Origin of the sequence: Sporanaerobium hydrogeniformans (assembly GCF_002735925.1) — a bacterium.
GTDB classification, from domain to species: Bacteria; Bacillota; Clostridia; order Lachnospirales; family Cellulosilyticaceae; genus Sporanaerobium; species Sporanaerobium hydrogeniformans.
Genome location: NZ_PEDL01000018.1, coordinates 19787 through 41770 on the forward strand (window position 1 = coordinate 19787; position 21984 = coordinate 41770).

Annotated in this window: 20 protein-coding genes and 2 tRNA genes; 20 read left to right on the top strand and 2 right to left on the bottom strand. The window is 33.4% G+C overall.

Annotated features, from left to right (window positions below; genetic code table 11):
- The first annotated feature begins 159 nt into the window (after nt 1-159).
- From CS063_RS13825 to CS063_RS13875, 10 genes are all read left to right on the top strand, one after another.
- A complete protein-coding gene (locus tag CS063_RS13825) occupies nt 160-633 on the top strand; it encodes a hypothetical protein (RefSeq protein ID WP_099450291.1) in 474 nt (157 codons plus the stop codon).
- A gap of 506 nt (nt 634-1139) precedes the next feature.
- Nucleotides 1140-3161 carry a methyl-accepting chemotaxis protein gene (locus CS063_RS13835; protein WP_099450292.1) on the top strand — a complete coding sequence of 674 codons (2022 nt, stop codon included), beginning with the start codon at nt 1140-1142 and terminating at the stop codon, nt 3159-3161.
- A gap of 271 nt (nt 3162-3432) precedes the next feature.
- A complete protein-coding gene (locus tag CS063_RS13840; RefSeq protein ID WP_099450293.1) occupies nt 3433-4518 on the top strand; it encodes a TRAP transporter substrate-binding protein in 1086 nt (361 codons plus the stop codon).
- 110 nt (nt 4519-4628) lie between these two features.
- Entirely contained in the window at nt 4629-5156 is a 528-nt protein-coding gene (locus tag CS063_RS13845) for a TRAP transporter small permease (protein WP_099450294.1), read from the top strand.
- Nucleotides 5153-6445: a TRAP transporter large permease gene (locus tag CS063_RS13850; protein WP_099450295.1), complete on the top strand. Its 1293-nt coding sequence runs from the start codon at nt 5153-5155 to the stop codon at nt 6443-6445. The genes CS063_RS13845 and CS063_RS13850 overlap by 4 nt, the downstream gene beginning before the upstream one ends.
- 8 nt (nt 6446-6453) lie before the next feature.
- Nucleotides 6454-6924 carry a YcxB family protein gene (locus tag CS063_RS13855; protein WP_099450296.1) on the top strand — a complete coding sequence of 157 codons (471 nt, stop codon included), beginning with the start codon at nt 6454-6456 and terminating at the stop codon, nt 6922-6924.
- Between the two features lie 125 nt (nt 6925-7049).
- Complete coding sequence (locus CS063_RS13860; RefSeq protein WP_099450297.1) at nt 7050-8552, top strand: sensor histidine kinase; 1503 nt, start codon at nt 7050-7052, stop codon at nt 8550-8552.
- Between the two features lies 1 nt (nt 8553).
- A complete protein-coding gene (locus tag CS063_RS13865; RefSeq protein WP_099450298.1) occupies nt 8554-9336 on the top strand; it encodes a response regulator transcription factor in 783 nt (260 codons plus the stop codon).
- 38 nt (nt 9337-9374) lie between these two features.
- Nucleotides 9375-10382 (top strand): TRAP transporter substrate-binding protein, encoded by a 1008-nt coding sequence (locus tag CS063_RS13870; RefSeq protein WP_099450299.1) that lies wholly within the window; start codon nt 9375-9377, stop codon nt 10380-10382.
- A gap of 178 nt (nt 10383-10560) precedes the next feature.
- Entirely contained in the window at nt 10561-13758 is a 3198-nt protein-coding gene (locus CS063_RS13875) for a penicillin-binding transpeptidase domain-containing protein (RefSeq protein WP_180270802.1), read from the top strand.
- A gap of 39 nt (nt 13759-13797) precedes the next feature.
- Here the strand turns inward: CS063_RS13875 and CS063_RS13880 are convergent, their stop codons facing one another.
- Nucleotides 13798-14298, bottom strand: a complete 501-nt coding sequence (locus CS063_RS13880) for an amidase domain-containing protein (RefSeq protein ID WP_308415519.1) — start codon at nt 14296-14298, stop codon at nt 13798-13800.
- 138 nt (nt 14299-14436) lie between these two features.
- Here CS063_RS13880 and CS063_RS17700 point away from each other — a divergent pair, with 138 nt between their 5' ends.
- The 7 genes from CS063_RS17700 to CS063_RS13910 all read left to right on the top strand — a co-directional run bounded on the left by CS063_RS17700 (nt 14437) and on the right by CS063_RS13910 (nt 18174).
- Nucleotides 14437-14601 (top strand): hypothetical protein, encoded by a 165-nt coding sequence (locus tag CS063_RS17700; RefSeq protein ID WP_180270803.1) that lies wholly within the window; start codon nt 14437-14439, stop codon nt 14599-14601.
- 132 nt (nt 14602-14733) lie between these two features.
- Nucleotides 14734-15435, top strand: a complete 702-nt coding sequence (gene deoD, locus CS063_RS13885) for a purine-nucleoside phosphorylase (protein WP_099450302.1) — start codon at nt 14734-14736, stop codon at nt 15433-15435.
- A gap of 206 nt (nt 15436-15641) precedes the next feature.
- A complete protein-coding gene (locus tag CS063_RS13890; protein ID WP_099450303.1) occupies nt 15642-16583 on the top strand; it encodes an AEC family transporter in 942 nt (313 codons plus the stop codon).
- 128 nt (nt 16584-16711) lie between these two features.
- Nucleotides 16712-17515, top strand: a complete 804-nt coding sequence (gene hisJ, locus CS063_RS13895; RefSeq protein ID WP_099450304.1) for a histidinol-phosphatase HisJ — start codon at nt 16712-16714, stop codon at nt 17513-17515.
- Nucleotides 17516-17552: 37 nt separating this feature from the next.
- Nucleotides 17553-17921 (top strand): hypothetical protein, encoded by a 369-nt coding sequence (locus CS063_RS13900; RefSeq protein ID WP_099450305.1) that lies wholly within the window; start codon nt 17553-17555, stop codon nt 17919-17921.
- Nucleotides 17922-18002: 81 nt separating this feature from the next.
- A tRNA-Gly gene (locus CS063_RS13905) sits at nt 18003-18075 on the top strand.
- 18 nt (nt 18076-18093) lie between these two features.
- A tRNA-Tyr gene (locus CS063_RS13910) sits at nt 18094-18174 on the top strand.
- A 74-nt stretch (nt 18175-18248) separates the two neighbouring features.
- Here CS063_RS13910 and CS063_RS13915 read toward each other — a convergent pair.
- Entirely contained in the window at nt 18249-19169 is a 921-nt protein-coding gene (locus CS063_RS13915) for a tetratricopeptide repeat protein (protein WP_180270804.1), read from the bottom strand.
- 113 nt (nt 19170-19282) lie between these two features.
- On the opposite strand from CS063_RS13915, the gene CS063_RS13920 reads away from it, so the two are divergent.
- From CS063_RS13920 to CS063_RS13930, 3 genes are all read left to right on the top strand, one after another.
- Entirely contained in the window at nt 19283-20134 is an 852-nt protein-coding gene (locus CS063_RS13920; RefSeq protein WP_099450307.1) for a phosphatase PAP2 family protein, read from the top strand.
- 75 nt (nt 20135-20209) lie between these two features.
- On the top strand, nt 20210-20368 hold the full coding sequence (locus CS063_RS13925) for a DUF1540 domain-containing protein (protein ID WP_308415520.1): 159 nt from the start codon (nt 20210-20212) through the stop codon (nt 20366-20368).
- A gap of 326 nt (nt 20369-20694) precedes the next feature.
- A complete protein-coding gene (locus tag CS063_RS13930; protein ID WP_099450309.1) occupies nt 20695-21978 on the top strand; it encodes a DUF4878 domain-containing protein in 1284 nt (427 codons plus the stop codon).
- Nucleotides 21979-21984 lie beyond the last annotated feature (6 nt).

The following is a 21984-nucleotide window of genomic DNA, read 5'->3' on the forward strand; positions in this document are numbered from 1 at the left end:
TATTTTGGTTAAGTGTAGTGGAGATTGCAAAAACTATTGGTGGATCTGGACTTGTATTTTAAAGCTGCCTATATTGGATTAACAATTAATATTTATCCCCTTCATTTGTTGCAATAATATATTATTTTCTGTATATTATTAACTAGAGAGGGTGATCGAATGAATGAAATTAATATTGATGGGAAAAAGCAAAAGAAAGTTGCCATAAATTTAATTATATTTTTTATACTTCCTATCATCTTGTTGCTATTTGGTATTATATATGTAATAATAGAATCAAATTTTATAACAACTAAAGTAGTTAAAAATACAGTATTTGATTGTTTTAATGTGGGTAAACCTTATTATCCTATTAATGGGATTAATGATGCAGGTGATGGATATTTAATGATAAGTGCTAATGCAGATAATCAGATAGTAGCTATGGAGCAACTCAAAAATGTATATCATAAGCTTAGTAAAAAGATATCTATCGGAAAGATTGACAAAGTATCTATAACAATATATGCACCAGACAAGCAAACAATATTACTTACATCAGATATATGGATAAAAGATTTAAAAGCTACAAATTGGCTTGCTATAAATAAATATGATGATTTCATTGACAAAGCTGATATAATATTAAAATAAATTACTCCTAGCTAATTGCTATGGCCTTTTTTATACATAAAATTGTAAGCTGTAGTAATTGATAAGTATATCCAAAAATATACGTAAGAATATACGTAAACTAGACGTTCTTGATGCTATATTTAATATGAGATAGTGCGAATAAAAATGAAGCGTATCTCTTGATATACAAAGAAAATTTTATATATATCAATGATTTCGAAATTACTAAAATTAGAGTAGCTCATTCGTAATGAGCAAGTCAGGGGTTCGAGCCCCCTTATCGGCTTATTAAAGTTTGGTAATACCAAAAGATGGACGCTAAAGTAAGCGTCTATTTTTTTGGTTTATATAGGCAAGTAGTTCCATTAAAAACATTAAATTTAAACAAACCCTCATTTAGGAATAGGTATATAAAAAGACATTTAGCCATAAAAAATAATTCATGTGGTAGAAAGGAGGAGATGGGGTTTTCTAGAAAAAGCATTGTAAAAGGATAAATCATTGTAAATTAAGGAGAAGATCATATGAAGAAGAACGGAAAAAATGAAAAGAAAGGCATAACAAGTATTAAATTTAAATTAATAGCCCTTATTATCCCACTTGTAATTTTAACTATAAGCATATTGTTAAATATAACTTACAAAAAATCAAGAGAGATGATAGTTAATTATGCACAGCAATTAGTACAAGCCCTTACAGTATCTAATGAGCATGAGATTGAAACTTGGTCACAGGATATTATATCAGGTTTAAATCAGATAAAAAATACTATTGATGCTATGGAATTAAAGGATGATGAATTACTCGGTTATTTAAAAACAACAATGAATAAAAATGATAGTTATAAGAACGGTGTGTACATAGGAGAAGCAAATAATAAAATAGTTGATCCTTCAGGTTGGATTCCAGATAAGAATTATGTTGTGACAGAAAGGGATTGGTATAAAGAAGGATTACAAAATGAAGAAAAATTTAATTTTGGAAAAGCCTACTTAGATGAAGATACTGGTGAATACGTCATAAGTGCAACTGCTAAGCTTAAATCAATAGAAGGAATAAGTCGTGTGGCAGGAGCAGATGTTTCTTTAAAAACAATTTCTGATATTGTGGGTTCAAAAAGCATATTAAATACAGGCCGATTATTTCTTGTAGATAGTGCAAATAATAAAATTATTGCAATAGGAGAAGAAGAACTTATTCATACAGAATTTAATGATAACAATCAAAATGAACTAATTAGGGATATTGCAAAGCACACAAGTATGAGTGAAAAGGGTATTTTAGAAGTAACATCAGGAGGAGATACCTATTCAATATGTGTTCAAACTATTAATCATACACCATGGAAATTAATAGGTTACATATCCTATGAAGAAGTACTTGCTTCTCTTAAGGGATTTCAAAAAGCTGTATTAGGTATTTTTATTTTAACCTTAATTCTATTAATAGTATTAATAGAAAGGACTATTCATCATATAATAAAGCCTATAAAAAGCTTAAACCATACAATTCATAGAATTACAGAGGGAGACTTTACTAGTGAGGTTAAAGTCAAGGGAAATGATGAAATAGCAACAATAGGTAGAAGTATGAAAAGATTCATTGAAACCATGCGTGAAATCATCCGTGAGGTAAATAAAATGTCAGATAAGCTTGAACAGCAAGCAGAAAATAGTAGCCATGTGGCAATAGAATTATATGAATCAGCAGAAGTGCAGTCTACTTCGATGTCGGAACTAAATCAGACAGTGGATGAATTAGCTCGGGCAGTTACAGAGGTAGCTGAGAATACCTCCACACTTTCTATGGTAGTTGCAGAAACAGATCAAAGTGGTCAAGAGGCAAGTGAAAAAATGAAGAATACAGTATCCTTATCTGAAAAGGGAAAAGCAGATATGGGACAAGTCTCCTTAGCAGTAAAAAATCTTGATGAAACAGTAGAAAAGCTTATAGAGTCTGTTGAAGAGGTAGATAACTCCAGTGAAAAGATTAATGGTATTGTAGAATTAATTGGAAATATTGCGAACCAGACAAATTTATTAGCTTTAAACGCTGCAATAGAGGCAGCAAGGGCAGGAGAAGCAGGAAGAGGCTTTTCAGTAGTAGCAGAAGAAATAAGAAAGTTAGCAGAGACAAGTCAACAATCTGTGAAAAGTATTACTCATCTTACCAGTAATATTAAAAACCTAGTGAATAATACCATTGATAAATCACAGCAAAGTGCCAAAAGTATTAAGCAAAGTATAGAGTTAGTAGCTACAGCAGAAGATACTTATGGAGTTATTTATAGCATGTTAAATGAAACAAATGCCATTGTTCAAGAAATGATTCAAAAGGTAAGTAAAGTAGATGAGGTAGCCAGTTCCGTAGCAGCAATTACACAAGAACAGTCAGCCGCGGCGGAACAAATACTTGCAACATCAGAGAATCTCTCCAATCATGCAAAAAAAGTTACTAATAATAGTTATAGAGTAGAAAAAGATGCAGCTGAATTATCAGAAACAGCAGAAAATCTAAACAATCAAATGAAACTCTTTAAGATTTAATAGAATACAAAAGTTAAACCTTTATAGACAAGAGAACTTATTTAAATTCTTGTTTATAAAGGTTTTTTAGTTTATTGTATAAAGTGCAATAGGGAACTATTTATATAAATCTATGAATAGTTATATTTTACAATATAAAATTTTAAAAAGTTAAAAATATACTATGAATATTAAAAATGTACGGTTTGTTTTGTATAAAACATCTAGTATAATAAATACATGAAGTCGTAAGTACGACGAGTAGTGTGTAATCAAATAGGAGGGAAAAAAGATGAATAAAAAAATAGTAGCAACACTTTTAAGCGCATTAATGGTGGCTTCCATGTCAGGTTGTGGATTAAAATCTCCAGAGGCACCAGCAGCACCAGCTGCATCAACTGCACCAGCAAAGGAAGAGGCAAAAGCAGAAGAACCAAAGAAGGAAGATACAGCAGCAACACCAGAGGTTACTCTTGTATATGCAGAAGTTAACCCACTAGATACCATTGTTGGGCAAACAGGTACTGCATTTAAAGAAAAAGTTGAAGAACTTTCAGGTGGAAAAATTAAAATTGATGTTCAAGCAAGTGGTGTATTAGGTTCAGAAAATGATGTACTTGATACCATGCTTGGTGGTGGCGGAACTATTGATATGTCTCGTATCTCCGCATTTGCTCTTACAAGCTATGGCGGAGCAAAATCAAAGCTTCTTTCCATCCCTTATACATTCGTAAGTCGTGATCATTTTTGGAATTTTGCAACATCAGACTTAGCTCCAGAATTCCTTCTTGAACCACATGAAAATGGCAGTGGTGTAAGAGGTTTATTCTATGGGGAAGAAGGATTCCGTCACTTCTTTACAGTTAAACCAGTTAACACAATGGAAGATTTAAAAGGTATGAAGATTCGTGTATCCAATGACCCTGTTATGAATGGTATGGTAGAAGGACTTGGTGCTTCTCCAACAGTTGTATCTTTTGGTGAACTTTACTCAGCATTACAAACAGGTGTTGTAGATGGTGCTGAACAACCTATTGCTAACTACAAATCAAATGCATTTCCAGAAGTTGCTCCAAACTTAATTCTTGATGGTCATACACTTGGGGCTATTCAAGTTATTATTACAGATGAAGCTTGGGATAAACTTACAGAAGAACAACAAAATATCCTTGTAGAAGCTGGTAAATATGCTTCAGAATTTAATAGAAAGATTTCACAAGAAGCTGAAAACAAAGTGCTTGAAGAGTTAAAAGCAGATGGAGTAAATGTAGTAGAAGTTAAAGATATCACACCATGGCAAGAAGCATGTAAAGATGTTATTACTTCTTCAACAGCAGATAATGCTGAACTTTATCAACAAATTCTTGATATGAAGTAAGAATTTTATAAAAACGAATAAATTGACTAAGTATAAATAAATTGATATGTTTAAAAGGTACAGAGGAGGAGTTTAACCTCTGTACCTATAACTTTTTAAGGAGGTAAAAAATGCCTAAGATTTTTGAAGCAATTGATAAAATAAAACCGGCATATGATGTAGCTTACAAATTTGTACTTTTTGTATGTAAGATACTTCTAGTGATTGATATTTTAATCACTACTATGGCTGTAGCAGGTAGATACATAGCTTTTATTCCTGACCCAGCATGGAGTGAAGAAATTGTTTTAACATGTATGGCGTATATGGCGGTTTTATCTGCAGCTTTAGCTATTAGAAGAAATGCCCATATTCGTATGACCGCATTTGATAAATATTTACCTAAGAAATTCGTAAAAACTTTAGACATTATTGCAGACGTAGCTGTTCTAGCACTAGCAGTAGTGATGCTGGTAGTAGGCTGGAACTATGCAATGCAAATTGGTGCAAAGGGAAGCTATGTAAGTATGCCAAGTGTTTCTCGGTTTTGGATGTATTTCCCTGTTCCAGTTGCAGGTATGGCAATGATAATTTTTGAAATAGAATCTATCTATAATCACATAAAGGCATTTTTTATAGAGGAGGGGGATAACGCATGAGTGCTGAGAGTTTAGCGATATTAGTTTTGCTAGGTAGCTTTTTTATAATGATATTTTTAAGATTTCCTATTGCTTATGCAGTAGCTCTTTCATCTTTATTTTGTCTTTTGTACCAAGGACTTCCACTTACAACTATTTGTCAACAGATGGTAAAAGGAATTAGTTCTTTTAGTCTTATGGCAGTACCTTTCTTTATTACCATGGGATGTTTAATGGGTTCAGGTGGTATCTCTGAAAAGCTCATTGCATTAGCTAATGCATGTGTTGGTTGGATGCGTGGAGGAATGGCAATGGTTAATATCGTTGCATCTTATTTCTTTGGAGGTATTTCTGGTTCTGCTTCTGCAGATACCGCTTCTCTTGGTACTATTTTAATTCCTATGATGGTAGAACAAGGTTATGATGATGATTTTTCAACAGCTGTTACCATTACTTCATCTTGTGAAGGACTTTTAGTTCCTCCTAGTCATAATATGGTTATTTATGCGACAACAGCAGGTGGTATTTCAGTAGGCAGTCTTTTCCTTGCAGGCTATATACCTGGTGCATTACTTGCATTAAGTTTAATGATTGGTTCTTATATTATTTCTGTTAAGAGAAATTATCCAAAAGGTGAGAAATTTAGTCTTAAAAACTTATTAAAACAATTAAGTATATCTTTCTGGGCACTTGCAGCAGTTTTAATTGTTGTATTCGGTGTAGTTGGTGGGGTATTTACAGCTACAGAGTCGGCAGCTATTGCAGTTATTTATAGTTTGATTGTTAGTGTATTTATTTATAAAGGGCTTGATTGGAAAGGTGTTTGGAGAGTGTTGGGAGATTGTGTGGACACACTTTCTATTGTATTGATCCTTATCTCAACCTCAAGTATTTTTGGTTATTGTTTAACCCGTTTACACGTACCTGAGTTAGCAGCTAATTGGATTATTGGTGTAACAGATAACCCAATTCTTTTAGCATTACTCTTAAACCTTATTCTTTTAGTACTTGGTTGTATTATGGATATGGCTCCTATTATCTTGATTGCCACACCTATTTTACTTCCAATTGCAACCTCAATTGGTATTGATCCTATTCAATTTGGAATCATGGTTGTATTAAACTGTGGTATTGGTCTTTTAACACCACCGGTTGGAGCCGTACTCTTTATAGGTTCCGCCATTGCTAAAGTACCAATGGAACGTGTTGTAAAAGCTACATTGCCATTCTATGTTTGTATGATTATTACACTTCTACTGATTACCTTTATTCCAGCTATTAGTTTATGGCTTCCAGCAGTGCTGGGGTAAGAAGTGATATGAAATATAAATTTTCTTATCAAACAACTCCTTTTGATTTCTGGCAGCTGTCTATGTACTATACTTATGGTTCTATAGTAGGTGTGTGTAATATTCTGTTTACCGTGGCGATGTTTATACTTACTCTAAAATTTTGGAGTAATGTAAATGATTTTGTAAAAATACTTTTAATTATCGCATGTAGTTTATTTACAGTTATTCAACCTTTAGTGGTTTATAGAAAAGCCAAAAAACAGGTAGCAACTCTTCCAAAAGATATGGAAATAGGCTTTGATGAACGAGGGATTCATGTAAAAGCAGGAAATCAAAGCTCTTATTTAAAATGGAATACTATAAAGCGTATATCGAAGAAGCCTAGTATGCTTGTAATCTTTTCTAATACCACACATGGTTTTATTTTAACAAATAAAACATTGGGAAAGCAAAAAGAAGAATTTTATACTTATGTAGTTTCAAAAATGAAAAAATAATATTTAATTATTAATAGAAAATAAAGTTGTATTTACATAACATGTACTTACAGCTTTATTTTTTTTGTGAAAAAGTACTGAAATATGTTATAATTAATAAGAGTATTTACGGAAGGAAGAAGTACATGAAAAAAAAGACTTGGAGATATAAGTGGCATGATACATGGCTGTCTTTAACCATTAAGAAAAAAATTAGTTTTTTTACAGGTGTTGTATTTCTTATTATTTTATTATCAGTAATGTTTGATGTTTGGGTAGTAAACTTTTCTTTAAATGATTTTAGGGTTATTTTAGAAGATAATGCAAGAAGTAATGATTTTATGGAAGCAATAGAAAATGAAAGTAATTGCTTTGAAGTCTATGTAAAAAACCCCATGGATGAGAACCTAGAAAAATTAGAAGAAGCCTATAAAGAAACGCGTTTAGCTATTTCAAGACTACCTTATGACTCATCTATAGGAGCTTATCGGTATGCAAAAACATGGTCTATCCGAAATAGCTACACAGTCTATGAGGAGAAAAGAGATCTTCTCTTAAAAATGGATGAAGAAAATCCAGGTTATATTCAAGAACTATATAAAGTTTATAATATGCAGAGCTTTTTACAGGATTATGCAAGAGCACTTATGCGCTATACCCTTGAAGAAGGAACGGAAACCTATATTAAAAAGATACCTAATTTAAGAAGGGTTCCTATAGTAGTTTTCATTTTTGGTGTTTTATTACTTTGGGGAATTATTAGTTTAGCACGCCTGATGAATAAAACAATTATTTTGCCCATTGTCAATTTAGTAAGTGCATCCAAGAGGATTGCCACAAATGATTTCTTTGTAGAAGATGTAAAGGTTGAAAACAAGGATGAAATGGGAGAATTAGTAACAGCTTTTAATAAAATGAAATATGCGACAGGGCAGTATATTATGGCGCTAGAAGAAAAAAGAGAAATGCTTCATTTACTCCATAAAGAAGAGCTAGAAAAACTAGAGGTAGAAAAGCGTCTAGAAGCTACAAATTTAGAGCTATTAAAGAATCAAATCAATCCTCATTTTTTATTTAATACATTGAATGTAATAGGTGGTATGGCAAATTTAGAGGAAGCAAAAATAACTGAAAAGATGACAAAGGCGCTAAGTTCTTTGTTTCGTTATAATTTAAAAACTCCAGAGGCTGAAGTAGTGCTAGCACAAGAACTTAAGATTGCAAGAGATTATATGTATTTGCAACAAATGCGCTTTGGCAGTCGTATTCGTTATGAAATACAATGTAAATTAGATACAGATAAAGTAAAAGTCCCCACTTTTTCTTTTCAACCCTTAATAGAAAATGCTGTTATACACGGATTATCTAAAAAAGAAGAGGGAGGAAAGGTGAGTATACGTATTTGGCGGCAAGGATACTATGTGATGATTACTGTTGTGGATACTGGTGTGGGAATGACTCAAGAGGAATTAGAAAAGCTAAGGAGTGCCTTTAAAGAAGGTGCTACTGAACGGATTGGGATTGGCTTAGGGAATATTTATAAAAGGGTACATGGTATGTACCAAGATGGGGAAGTGGAAGTTTTTAGTAAGAAAAATAAAGGAACAGCTGTACGAGTAAAAATTCCATATAGAGAGCAGGAGGAATAAGATGTATCGCGTATTAATTGCAGATGATGAACCAATAGAAAGGGTAGTGGTAAGTAGGACGCTTCACAAGTATTTTCAAGATCAACTAGAAATTATTCAAGCAGTAAACGGAAGGGAAGCTATTGAGAAATGTCAGGAGCAAAGATGCCAAATTGTGATTTTGGACGTTGAAATGCCTGGTATCAATGGCTTGGAGGCAGCAGAGCAAATAAGGCGATATGACAAAGAGTGTAGCATTATTTTTTTAACAGCCTTTGATTATTTTACATATGCAAAAAAAGCAATTACCGTAAGGGCACTGGATTATTTATTAAAACCAAGTTCGGAAGAAGAACTTATAGCTGTAGTAGAGGAAGGTATGCGATTGGCTGATGCACAGAAGGAAGATGGTGTTTCAGAAATAGCTGTGGCCAATGAAGCTTTTGTAACAGAAGGTGAAAAAATAGAATGTATTCGTATGAATATAGTACAAGAAAAGATTCTTGATTTTATTCAAAATCACTATACAGAAGATATTTCCCTACAAGATGTTGCAAGAGCAATGAATTATTCGGATGCCTATTTCTGTAAGCTATTTAAACAATGCTTTGAAAAAAGCTTTACCACTTATCTTTCTGAATTCAGAATAGAGAAAGCGAAGCAATTACTAGTTGATGTGACAATTAATGTAAAGGAAATTAGTGATAAGGTGGGGTATAGGGATTCCAATTATTTTGCTAAAGTATTTAAACGAAGAGAAGGAGTTACTCCAAGTGAATACCGCATCCTAGCTTTAGGAAAATAATAGAAGCTCAATCATTCAGAAAGTGGCAAGGTGATTAGATGAAAAAGGGAATAATAAGACTAATAGTATGTCTTTCTATAGTTGGATTATTTGTAAGTTGTGTTGGAAAAAAACAAGCAGGAGTTAAAGCACCTGAATTTGTGTTTTTCTATGCAGAGAATCAACCAGAGGATTATCCTACTACGTTAGGAGCCTATAAGTTTGCAGAACTAGTAGAAGAAAGAACAGAGGGGCGCATAAAAATTATTGTACAAGCTGAAAGTGCTTTAGGCTATGAAAAAGATGTTATTAAACAGCTTCAGTTTGGTGGAATTGATTTTGCACGTATTTCTTTATCTCAATTAGCAGAGGTGGTTCAGCTATTTAATGTATTACAAATGCCCTATTTGTATAGGAACTCCAAGCATATGTGGGAAGTACTAGATGGTGAGATTGGGGAAGATTTTTTGGATGCTGCAGAAGCGTTTGATATGGTAGGGCTCTCTTGGTATGATGCCGGTGCTCGAAACTTTTATAACTCTGTAAGGCCAATTACTTCATTAGAGGATATAAAGGGATTAAAAATCCGTGTACAAGAATCAGAAGTAATGGCACACATGGTAGAAGCATTAGGCGCAACAGCAGTACCACTTGATTATAGTGATGTTTATTCAGGTTTGCAACAAAGGAGTATTGATGGTGCAGAGAATAACTGGCCGTCCTATGAATCCATGGATCATTATGAAGTGGCTAAATATTATACAATAGATGAACATACGCGTGTACCAGAATTGCAGTTATGTGCGAAAGCAACATGGGATAAACTTTCGCTAGAAGATCAAAAAATTATCCGTGAATGCGCCAAGGAATCTGCTTTATATGAAAGAAAACTGTGGGTAGAAAGAGAAAAGCAATCCGAAAAAATTGCTATTGCAAATGGTACGCAGGTTACAGTTTTATCAGCAGAAGAAAAGGCAAAATTTCAGGCTGCTGTAGCAAAGGTATATGAGAAATACTGCATCGAATATATGGATATTATAGAGGCCATTATTGCAACAGGGAAATGAGAAGTATTTAATAGAATTTCCTTTTAAAAAAACTTGTAGATAGAAGACGTTTCATATAGAATAATAAGGAGAAAATGGATATTAAGTAGTTTAGGATGGAAAAGTAATTTTTTGCACATTTTATCAATAAACTATGGGGATAATAAGTAAAAAGATAAAAGGAAATAAGAGAAAAATAATGACACTAAAAAAAATTAATCAAAAGGGATTTAAGATACTGCAAGATAGAATCCTATTTATGGCGGTTGTAATAGGAGCTATGTTTGCTGTGCTTTTTTTGAAATTTTATAAATTACAAATTCTAGATCATGATAAATATGCAGGAGACTTAAGAGCAAGTGTAGAACGTACGGTAGAAATTCCTTCAACACGTGGCATGATTTATGACCGTTATGGTAAACCATTAGCGATTAATAAACCTGTCTATGTACTTAAAATAGATCAACAAGCTGTGATGAAGAAAAAAGATCTCAATGCCCTTTTACTCAAGGTAATACAGCTCCTTGAAAAGAATGGGGATACATATAAGGACATGATTCCTCTTTCTAAGACAGAGCCTTTTAGCTTTACAGAAAGTGAAACAGCTGTAAGGTCATTTATTACGAATTATTTGCCATATAATGGAATAGAACATCGTGATGAGTTAGCGGCTTTAAGTGCAGAGGAGCTCTTTCATTATTTGAGGGGAGAGGATGTTTTTCAAATTGATCCAGCTATTAGCAATGAGGATGCACGCAAGATTATGGCTCTTCGTGTAGAAATGTATCAATACAGTTATCAAAAGTATAAAAAAGTAATTTTAGCAGAAAACATTTCAGAGAAAACCTTAGCAACAATTGATGAAAACCAAAATGAATATCCAAGTATTTTAGCAGAAGTAGATGCTAAACGCTATTATCCTTATGGGAAAGAATTTGGAAATGTACTAGGCTATACACGTGCCATCACAGCCAATCAGTATGAAAGTATGAAGGAAAAAGGCTATGATAAAGATGATATCATTGGACAAATGGGTATAGAACTTAGTATGGAGGAAGAGTTAAAAGGTCAAAAGGGTATAGAACTTATTGAAGTAGATAATGTTGGACGGAAAGTATTTACACTGGATAAAACAGATGCAGTACAGGGAAACAATGTCTTTCTAACAATTGATGCAGATTTGCAACTCTCTGCCTACCAAGCTATTGAAAAACGTTTAAGCGAAGCCATTGTTCAGCGTATTAAAGGAGGCATGCGTAATGTGCAGCCTTTAACAGGACGAGAAATTCTGGTTTCTATGGTTCGAACCAATCAGCTTAATCTAAAAACCATGGAAAAAGCACCTAAAGAGCATATGCAAAGGCAGCTTTATGAAAAAATAAAGGCAAGCTATGATGAAACAATAAAGAGTTTGCCAAAGACCACTGTAAATGAAGAGGGAGAAGAGGTAGAAGTTAAAATCCCAACACTTAAAGAACATTTTGTAACCTTATTAGAAGCAGATCAGTCAGTGATCACTAATAGAGAACTTTTACTTGCTTTATCGGAGCAAGGAAGCTTAAAGCTAGATGAGAATTTAGTTGAAAAAATATGGAATAATGCCTATCCAAGCCTGGAAAGTATCTTAATTCAAGAATTAGAATCAGGTGATTTAAAGCCAGACCAGCTCTGTGTGGATCCTTTTAGCGCATCAGCAGTAGTAGTAGATGTTAAGACGGGAGAAGTATTAACCCTTGTAGGTTATCCGTCTTATGATAGTAATGAGATGACTAATAACTTTAATAGCTACTATACGCAGTTACAAGATGAGTTAGATAAAAGACATTTACTTACCAATAGAGCCCTTCGAGCAGCTGATGCACCAGGCTCTACATTTAAAATGATAGTGGCTCTTGCAGGACTAGAAGAAGGAGTTATTACTGCTAATACTCAAATAAATGATACGGGTATTTATACAAAAGCAGGTACGCCTTACCCAAAATGTTGGATTCAAACTAATAGTGGACATGGACATGGCTTGGTGGATTTAAAACGAGCTTTAGAAGTTTCCTGTAACTTTTATTTCTATGATGTAGCTTACCGTTTAGGCCTTAAAAGTAGTGACATCTATGGTGGTATTGATGCATTAACCAAATATGCTTTAATGTTTGGCTTGGATCAAAAAACAGGGATTGAATTAGAGGAAATGGCACCGAACATTTCTCATCCGAGTAGTATTGTAAAGACGAATATGGCAAGGGCTATTAATATTATTAAAGATACAAGTGATGAGCGTAAAAAAGAGCTTCGTGAGCGTATTGGAAATGCTTTAGAGAAAGGCTTTTATCCTTATGGAAGTTCTAAAGCAACAGATATAGAGGGAAGAATTGATTATCTTACACAATATGAGATGAAGTTATTCATTGATAGTGCACTTCAAGAAGTATTAAGTGATAATATTGAAGTGATATGGGAGAAGATGTTGGAGGACTTTCAAAAAGAGATAGGTAAAGATAGCCAGGGAATTACGAATCAGCTCATTGAGCAAGTATTAAATGATACTTCAGATAGTTCTCTAAAAAGCAAATCTCAAATTTATTTAAATGAAAAGCTTCTTGCTATGGTGTCTTCTTCTACAAATAAATTAATTACAAAAAGCATCAATAATTTGCCAAAGGAAACGGTAGAAGACGCTTATTATAAGGTCTATAGCAACGCTATAAGACGTAATCAAAACAAGGAAAATGAAAAGCAGTATGTGGAGGAAATGGAAAGACGCTTACAGGAAATTGAAGCAGGTACTTTTGATGCCAATGAGCGATTAGTGGCTAAAGTAAAGGAATCCCTTATGGATATTTTACTTGCTTATTTATTTGAAAATATTGATATGACATGGAATACAGGCATTACAGTTCGTACAGCCATAGGTCAAGGTCAAAATGCTTTTACCCCTGTGCAAATGGCACGTTATATAGCGGGTCTAGCCAATGGTGAGGAGGTTTACGATTTAAGAGTTGTAAATGGCATATTTGATAACAAAGAAACAGGCGCTTATGAAGCGACTACACCTAAAATTTATAATACACTTCATTTTAAAAAAGAACATTTAGAGGCAGTTTATCAAGGCATGTACAATGTAGCTAAAGGAAGAGAGGGAACTGCACGTACTCACTTTACAGATTATCCTATTGAGATTGGTGCCAAAACAGGAACGGTCCAAAAAAATAATACAGAAAATGCTTTTTTTGTAGGATTTGCTCCTTATGATAATCCTCAAATTGCCGTTGTGACGAATATGTATGTAGCAGATGGCCTGGGAACCTATAATACACAATTAGCAAAAGATATTTTATCAGCATACTTCAAATTAAATCAAGAACCACAAAATACGACTATAGATAATCAATTAGTACCTTAATAAAAGGCTGGCTCTGTTTATGAGCCAGCTTTTTTGAGGTTAAGGTGTACGAATACCTTCAATATGGATAAAGCGTGCAAAGAAATAGTCATAGGTAGCTAATGGGCGATAATCAGAGTCGAGAGTATGAGTGGCAATAAGAAGGTTAGAAGGAGAAGGGGACCCTAAAACAGCAACAATAAGAAGGGAATGATAAAAGGTGTTTTCAGCATTAGCTAGTTGAATAATATCTCCAGGTAGAACTTCATCTATGGTAACTTCTTTACCAAAGGGACCGATGCCTTCATTTTGTGTTAAGAATTTATGAAGAAATTTCACACCCGTCCAAGAAGCTGTACGCTGAGAAGGCGACCAATAATACCAGCCATAAACAGGTGTGGGATTCATGATTTCACAACCTGCATAGAGGCACTGAGAAATAAAGTTCGTACAATCTCCTCCTAAAAGAGAAAAGTCCATATAATTAGGATTACGAAAATAACTCCAAGCATGGGCATAACGTAAAGCATTTTTACGATTATAAGGTTTTAGATTAAACATGCTATCCTCCATCTTTCTAATTACTCTATAGATATTAGTAATAAGAAGGACTTTATAACTATTTTTTAAAATTTGTCATAAAGTGGACAGGTTTTAAATAGATTGTAAAGAATATATTTTTAAAAGGGGGATAAAAGCATGGGGAAATCAAAAAGAGGTAAAGCCATTAAAGGAATTGTTAATTGGAGAGGTACATGTCCAGTTTGCAATAGACCTCGCGTAAAGTTAGTATGGCAAAAGGGTCCAGGGAAGGATGCTATTAAAATATGCAAGGCTTGTTATGGGAATATAAATAGAAAATAGCTTAAAAGTTTTAGGTAATTCTTAGGAAAATATGATATAATATAAAGAAATAAGGCTTTTAATTCATAACAGAATAAAAATAGGACATTCTATACATAAAGGCTTTTAATTATTTTTCTAGGAGGAACAAATATGGCAACACCACATAATGCAGCAAAACCAGGAGATATTGCAGAAACAATACTTTTACCAGGTGACCCTTTACGTGCCAAATTTATTGCAGATAACTTTTTAGAAGATGTTAAAGAGTATAATACCGTTAGGAATATGTTTGGTTATACAGGAACTTATAAAGGTAAAAAAGTTTCTGTACAAGGGACAGGTATGGGGATGCCCTCTATTGGAATTTATGCACATGAGCTGATTCACTTCTATGGCTGCAAAAATCTTATCCGTATTGGCTCAGCAGGAAGCATGCGTGAGGATTTACCATTACGTCATATTGTATTTGGGATGGGGGCTTGTACAAATTCTAATTTTGCAAGTCAATTTAATTTACCAGGTACTTATGCACCCATTGCAAGCTATGAATTATTAGAAAAAGCAGTGGCAGCAGCTAAATCACATGGAGCAGACTATCGTGTAGGAAATATTCTTTCTTCTGATATTTTCTATAATGCAGATCCAACTGTAACAGAGAAGTGGTCTAAGATGAATGTCTTGGCTGTAGAAATGGAAGCAGCGGCACTTTATATGGAAGCAGCAGCAGCAGGTGTAAATGCCCTTGCTATGGTAACCATTTCAGATAACCTGATTACAGGGGAAGAAACAACAGCAGAAGAAAGACAAAACACTTTCACGAAAATGATGGAAGTAGCATTAGAACTCGCATAAAGTAGGAGGACTTTTGCAAAGAACTCAATTTGCTAGCTAGTAGAGTAGTTAAAGCTCTACAGGTGGATTAAGCAGTATTGAGACTTGCAAAGGTCCTTTTTATATCTTCTCAATCAAATAAATAGAAGGTTTAATGGATTTATTCTCGTGATGCGACAGTAATTTTGCTAGAATAGATTTATGACATGAACAAAAGGAGAATTTAGATGAATAACTTAATGTTTGCTATTAATGTTATTATCCCCCTATTTTTAATGATTGTGTTAGGGTATGGATTAACCCAGTTTAAAATATGGGATAAAGCATTTGTTTTAAAAACAAATAAAATATGCTTTCGTATATTTTTACCGATTTTATTATTTAACAACATTTATCAAACAGACATGTATGCTATTTTAAATACTAAACTATTACTAACTACTGTGATAGGAATTCTTTCAGTTATTTTAGTTGCTAGCAGTATTATTATAAGAATCGTAAAAGAAGATACTCGTAAAGGTGTACTTATTCAAGCTATATTTCGGTCTAACTTTGTACTTTTTGGGATTCCCATGGTAGAGAATATATTTGGTAATCAAGGCACAGGTGTGGCGTCTACTCTTATTGCTATAGTCATTCCTATTTTTAATTTTGCAGCTGTGTTTGTATTAGAACTTTTTACAAATAGTAAAAAAACATCTTTACTTCAAGTGGGAAAGGCGATTATTCATAATCCACTTATTATTGCATCTCTTTTAGCCATTACTGTAAGTTTGTTGCATGTTCATTTCCCAATAGCTATTGAGAAAAGTTTGAAAGATCTAGCAGGAGTTGCTACACCTCTTTCATTGATGATGTTGGGTGCGCAATTTGAGTTAAAAGGAACAAGAAAAAATATCAAGCCTATCTTAATAGGGGTTATAGGTAAGTTATTTGTTGTGCCAGCTATTGTTTTACCTATTTTTATGCAAATGTCTTTTAATGCTTATGAAATGGTAGCTTTATTAGCTGCATTTGCTGCACCTACAGCTGTTAACTCATTTATTATGGCACAGGAAGCAGGGGCAGATGGAGAGTTGGCAGGGCAAATTGTAGTTATAGGTACAGTATTATCACCTCTTAGTCTATGCTTATTTATTTACCTATATAAGGTGTTTGAAATTATATAAGAACATTCTTGAAAATCATTGTAAATAAATACTAAATGTTTTATAAACTTCAAAAATTTAACTATAAATACAGGTAGAAAAAGGTTATAATAAAAGTAGGACTCTTGCAGTCAAAGGGAGGGATTAATGTGTTAAAGAATAGAAAGCTCAGAGATGGACATATCCATTCACCTTATTGTCCACATGGAACAGCCGATGCAATGGAGCTTTATGTAAAGAAGGCCATTGAACTTGGACTAAGAGAAATGACTTTTACAGAACATATGCCGCTACCAAACACTTTACAAAAATTTGATTTACCTCAAGATGCAGCCATAAGTCTAGAGCAAGTTAAACCCTATTTAAATGAAATTGAGCAGTTAAAAGAGAAGTATAAAAAAAAGATAAAAATTTATAAAGGCTTTGAAGTAGATTACATAGAAGGTCTTGAAGAGGAAACAAAGAAGCTTTTAGAGCAATATGGTGGGGAAATAGAGGATAGTATTTTGTCTGTGCACTTTCTTAAGTTAGGTGAGGAATATGTATGCGTAGATTGGAGTCCTAATAAGTTTGGTGAAATCATTACTAAATGTGGAGGAATTGATAAGGTATATGATCTTTATTTTGAAACACTGTTAAAATCCATTAAGGCAAATTTAGGTGAGTATAAACCAAGACGAATAGGTCATCCGACTTTAGTAAAAATTTTTCAATTACGGTATCCTTATACCTACAAAAATCATAAATTATTAGATAAAATTGTAAAGGAGATAAAGACAAGAGGATATGAAGTAGACTATAATACGGCTGGTTTTAGGAAGCCTCTTTGTAGAACTTCCTACCCTTCAAGTTACTTATTAGATTTGCTAAAGCATCATCATGTGAAGCTTGTTCTAGGTTCAGATGCACATACAGCTACAGATGTGGGAAGAGATTTTAACAAAGTTTATTGATAAAGTAGAAGATATAAAAAATGGAGGAGGCATTTAAATGAAAGGTGAGATAAAGCAAAAAAAGCATATTGGTAAGGCAATATTAGGGATTAGTTTAGGTTTATTGCCGCTTATAGGGGTAACAGTTGTTACTTTTTTGAATTTTAATTTAAGTATACTACCTTCTATTTTAATAGGGGTAGGAATTGGGATATTGATTATTCCTTTCTTTTTAATTATGACGGCAAAAGAAGGTTGGAATAAAAAATGGTATATATGGGTAGAACTTATCTTTGTAGTTGTTCTACTCTTTGTCATTCCTTTCCTTAAACGAGGAGCAAATGAATCAATGGGCCCAGATAACCCTATGAATAGTATGCCTAAAGAGAGAGGCGGAGCTACAATATCAGTAGGGATGCTTGAATAAGGAGTAGGGAGAAAGGATAAAAAATGTAAAAAAATCCTTGACGTTAGACAATAGTAAAGGTATACTATAAAAGTACTCTATGCGCGAGTGGCTCAGTTGGTAGAGCATCTCCTTGCCAAGGAGAGGGTCGCGGGTTCGAGTCCCGTCTCGCGCTTTGTAGTACAACCTATATGGGAGGATTCCCGAGTGGCCAAAGGGGGCAGACTGTAAATCTGTTGCGATAGCTTCAAAGGTTCGAATCCTTTTCCTCCCACTACTTAAAAAGCTAGTATAATGTGTAGTCATTATGCTAGCTTTTTTGATATAAAAAATGATTTTATAGATTCGTTATGAAGACTTCATTTTACTTATTAATTTTTGTTTTTTGAGTTGTTTACGGATTTTTCGGTTATAATGGTTAGATAAAAATTTACGGTTTTGAATACGGTAGGTATGAGAGAGGGAAAAAACTGTTTGAAGACTTTCAGGAAACCTTTTACGAACATCTTCTAGGTAGACTTGGGCCTCTTTATATTTTTTAGTACTGTAGTAGCATTCCGCTACATGAAGTGCATAGTCTAAGTTGTCTGGTTTTAAGACAGTAGCTTGAGTGAGATAATCAAGAGCTTCCTCTGACTGACCTAGTTCCATAAGAGCAAGACCGATTAGATTGCAAAGCATGGCATTAGGGGGATTTAACTGCAGAGCTTTCTTATAACAACTGACTGCTTTAGGTAAATCATAGAGAAGATGATAGGCTGTCCCTTTAGAATAATAAATTTCTTCATAAGTAGGATGTACTTTTAGGACAAGGTCACAATAGGCAATGCATTCATCCAATGCATCATGAACCATGGTTTCTTCAATAAAAGGAATTAAAGAAGCTACTGATTGTGTTAATAAAGCACTATAATGTTTACCAAGTATATTTGGAAGCTTTAAATGAGATAAAATGGAGTCTAAGGCTTCAGGTGTAGAGTGAGCTAGCTTAACATAGTAGTGGAGACTACGGCAAGTAATATAAAGAGAAGCATGGCGATAAAGAAAGTTCAGTTGGCTAAGGATATATTTTTCACACTGGAGGGGATTTATATGAACTAAAAATTTAATTTTTTGGTAGATATAAAAAGGACAATTAGAGCTAAATAAGATAGCTGAATCTATATATTGAAGAGCAAGCTGATTTTCACCTTGTTTCAATAAGGTCAAAGCCTTCTTAAAATAGCTAAAAGCCGATAATGTACAAGACGTTTTATGTGTAGCATCCATTGGATCATCCCACCTATTCATCAGAGTTTCAATTATATCTATTGTAATGCAAAATTCAAAAGTATACAATATGAAGGAATAGGTTTATAAAGGGAAGCTAGAGGAGGAAAAATGTGAGTTGGCAAGTAGAAGTATTACAATATTTAGAAAGCATACGAACAGATTTTTTAACCATGTTATTAACGACCATTACTATTTTAGCAGAGAAGTACTTTATGATTATGGTAATTGCTTTGCTTTATTGGTGCGTGGATAAAATAAAGAGTATACGTTTGGCTTGGTTTGTCTTAATAGGTGCAAGTATTACCGGTGTGATTAAAAATAGCGTACGTATGCCAAGACCTTTTCAAACAGGTGTAGTCATGCCTATTCGGGCAGAAACAGCTACTAGTTATTCTTTTCCCAGTGGACACACAGGTGTAGCGACTAGCTTCTGGGGAGGAAGTATGTTTATTTTTAAATCACCTGCTATGGTAGTAATAGGCCTTACCTTTATTATATTAACAGGCTTTTCGCGCATCTATTTAGGTGTTCACTGGCCTATCGATGTTTTAGGTGCCTTTTTATTTGGTGCAATTAGTGTGTATTTAGCAGATGTTTTGTTAGGGGAAAAGGCTATTATGACAAGATGGCATGTAATAGGTGTAAGTCTTTTTACATGTCTTATTATGCTTCTTCCTATAGACGGAGATTTGTATAAAATAACAGCAGCTTTATGGGGAACGACACTGGGTGTTTATATAGAGCAAAACTTTATTAATTTTGAGCCCAAGCAAAAAACAAACTATCAAGTAATAAAGATAATAGTAGGAATTATAGGCATTTTGTTCATTTATGGAGGTCTTAAAAAAGTATTACCTGATCAAAAACTATTTCATATGCTACGTTATGCCACTGTTCTTTTATGGATAAGTGCTGGGGCACCTTATGTATTTAAAAAATATCTCTCTAAAAAGAAGGCCTAATTTTTTAGAAAGTGTAAGGTATAAAACGGCTTAAACGTTACACACTAACTATAGGTTAAAAAGGAGTGGATCAAGATGAATATGAGTATTGAATGTTTGGTAACAGAATGCAAATATAATAATGGTACTGAGAAATATTGTACACTAAATCGTATCAAAATCATTAAACATGGTGAAGGCTTAGCAACAAGCAATGAAATCACTGATTGTGCAAGCTTTGAATGTAAAAATTAAATTTTACCTATAAAAAGGTTGCTTTCTCCTTAAGGGAGTAAAGGGACCTTTTTTTAGTACAGATTTAGATAGTTTCTAGGCATTTCACTAGGTTATTTAGATTAGGATATTTTTTAAAAGATGTGTACATTTTTCAAAAAAGAAGATACATAAAGTAAGACGAGCCTTCATATATATCCAGTAGATAAATAGAATTCTTATTTCAAGTGGAGCTTTTATCCTCTGTCATTAAGAAAAAAGAGTGAGAGGCAGAGTAACCGCTAATACTTCTTAAATAAGAGGATGTATTACAGATAATAGTCATAGGACAAAGAGGGGGAGGCAATATGGAGCAAGGGCAATTAAGGAAACGTAAATGGAAAATAGGAATTTTTTTAATAGGAATCCTAGTTTTAGGAACAATTTTTTTAATTGGGGATTATTACTGGGGACCTAAAAATGTGTTAAATACTTATTTAGCGTATTTAAAAGAGAAAAAATATGATAGGTTATACGAACTACTAGATTTAAGTGAAATGGATAAGGCGTATGAGAAGGAAGATATTATAGCATGTTATAAAAGACTTTACGAAAGAGAGGCTAAGCTTGTACAAGTACGTAAAGCTTCTTATGGAATAAATAAAGTATTAAATAAGGAGCAACAAGCTTATGTTTATATTGACTATATTTATGATGAAGAACAAAAAGTAGAAAAGTTAGAGCTCATTAAAGTGGGGAGACAATGGAAGGTCAAATGTCCATTTGTTTTAACCGATTTAAAAGTCTATGCTCCTATAGGCTCTAGAGTATTTATAGAGGGAAGAGAAGTGAAAGATTATACAGGAGATTATTATTATATGGAGCAAGCTCTTCCAGGTCAATATAGCGTAAAAATTGAATTTCCCAATCATATTTACTCTGATTATATAGGTATTATGGAAGTACCACAGCATGCAGAACTTTTTTTAGATTATACAGCCCTTACAGTGGAGATTAAAGCTTTAAAAGGAACTATTGTAGAGTTAGCAGGAGTAAAGCAGATCAATACAGGTGGACAAGTGGTATTTAAGAATATTTTAGAAGGGACCTATGATTTAAAAATTTATCATCCTAATGATGCTATTAAGCCGCTAACAGAAAAGATTGTTATTAATAAAGAAAATAGGTGCTTTGATTGGACAGGAGCCCAACTTTCTACTTCAGGGATGGAAAGTTTGAAGCATTATATAACTGACTTTTATCAAATATACATAGATGACATTAAAAAACACTCTACCAATGGTATAAGTAATTACGTAGCTTTAGTAAATAAAGACAAGCTATTAAGTGATTTTAAAGAATGGTTTATTAACAATAAAGATGTGCTTGATGCAAGGATAGCAGTCCAACCAAAGGATATCAAGATAAATAAAGAAGGTCTACTAGAGATGAGTATTGTAGAAACTACTGAAGTAATCAATAAAGAGTATGATGAATGGAGTAGAAAGGAAGTTGAGCGTTCTTATAAAATTTGGATTGAGTGGAAGACGCAAATAGATATGTCAGAAAAGAGATGGAAGATACTAGATAGAGATATTATACAAAGTATGGTTTGTTATAAAGATGAAGAGGGGAGATGGATACAATATTAAGAAAAA

What these genes read in the sequence shown, in the direction of transcription:
- deoD (WP_099450302.1), top strand. Translation starts at nt 14,734, where the DNA reads ATGGCAACACCACATAATGCAGCAAAACCAGGAGATATTGCAGAAACA.
- CS063_RS13915 (WP_180270804.1), bottom strand. Translation starts at nt 19,169, where the DNA reads ATGGATGCTACACATAAAACGTCTTGTACATTATCGGCTTTTAGCTAT.
- CS063_RS13890 (WP_099450303.1), top strand. Translation starts at nt 15,642, where the DNA reads ATGAATAACTTAATGTTTGCTATTAATGTTATTATCCCCCTATTTTTA.
- CS063_RS13850 (WP_099450295.1), top strand. Translation starts at nt 5,153, where the DNA reads ATGAGTGCTGAGAGTTTAGCGATATTAGTTTTGCTAGGTAGCTTTTTT.
- CS063_RS13900 (WP_099450305.1), top strand. Translation starts at nt 17,553, where the DNA reads ATGAAAGGTGAGATAAAGCAAAAAAAGCATATTGGTAAGGCAATATTA.
- CS063_RS13875 (WP_180270802.1), top strand. Translation starts at nt 10,561, where the DNA reads ATGACACTAAAAAAAATTAATCAAAAGGGATTTAAGATACTGCAAGAT.
- CS063_RS13870 (WP_099450299.1), top strand. Translation starts at nt 9,375, where the DNA reads ATGAAAAAGGGAATAATAAGACTAATAGTATGTCTTTCTATAGTTGGA.
- CS063_RS13925 (WP_308415520.1), top strand. Translation starts at nt 20,210, where the DNA reads ATGAATATGAGTATTGAATGTTTGGTAACAGAATGCAAATATAATAAT.
- CS063_RS13880 (WP_308415519.1), bottom strand. Translation starts at nt 14,298, where the DNA reads ATGTTTAATCTAAAACCTTATAATCGTAAAAATGCTTTACGTTATGCC.
- CS063_RS13845 (WP_099450294.1), top strand. Translation starts at nt 4,629, where the DNA reads ATGCCTAAGATTTTTGAAGCAATTGATAAAATAAAACCGGCATATGAT.
- CS063_RS13865 (WP_099450298.1), top strand. Translation starts at nt 8,554, where the DNA reads ATGTATCGCGTATTAATTGCAGATGATGAACCAATAGAAAGGGTAGTG.
- CS063_RS13835 (WP_099450292.1), top strand. Translation starts at nt 1,140, where the DNA reads ATGAAGAAGAACGGAAAAAATGAAAAGAAAGGCATAACAAGTATTAAA.
- CS063_RS17700 (WP_180270803.1), top strand. Translation starts at nt 14,437, where the DNA reads ATGGGGAAATCAAAAAGAGGTAAAGCCATTAAAGGAATTGTTAATTGG.
- CS063_RS13825 (WP_099450291.1), top strand. Translation starts at nt 160, where the DNA reads ATGAATGAAATTAATATTGATGGGAAAAAGCAAAAGAAAGTTGCCATA.
- CS063_RS13840 (WP_099450293.1), top strand. Translation starts at nt 3,433, where the DNA reads ATGAATAAAAAAATAGTAGCAACACTTTTAAGCGCATTAATGGTGGCT.
- CS063_RS13930 (WP_099450309.1), top strand. Translation starts at nt 20,695, where the DNA reads ATGGAGCAAGGGCAATTAAGGAAACGTAAATGGAAAATAGGAATTTTT.
- CS063_RS13860 (WP_099450297.1), top strand. Translation starts at nt 7,050, where the DNA reads ATGAAAAAAAAGACTTGGAGATATAAGTGGCATGATACATGGCTGTCT.
- CS063_RS13855 (WP_099450296.1), top strand. Translation starts at nt 6,454, where the DNA reads ATGAAATATAAATTTTCTTATCAAACAACTCCTTTTGATTTCTGGCAG.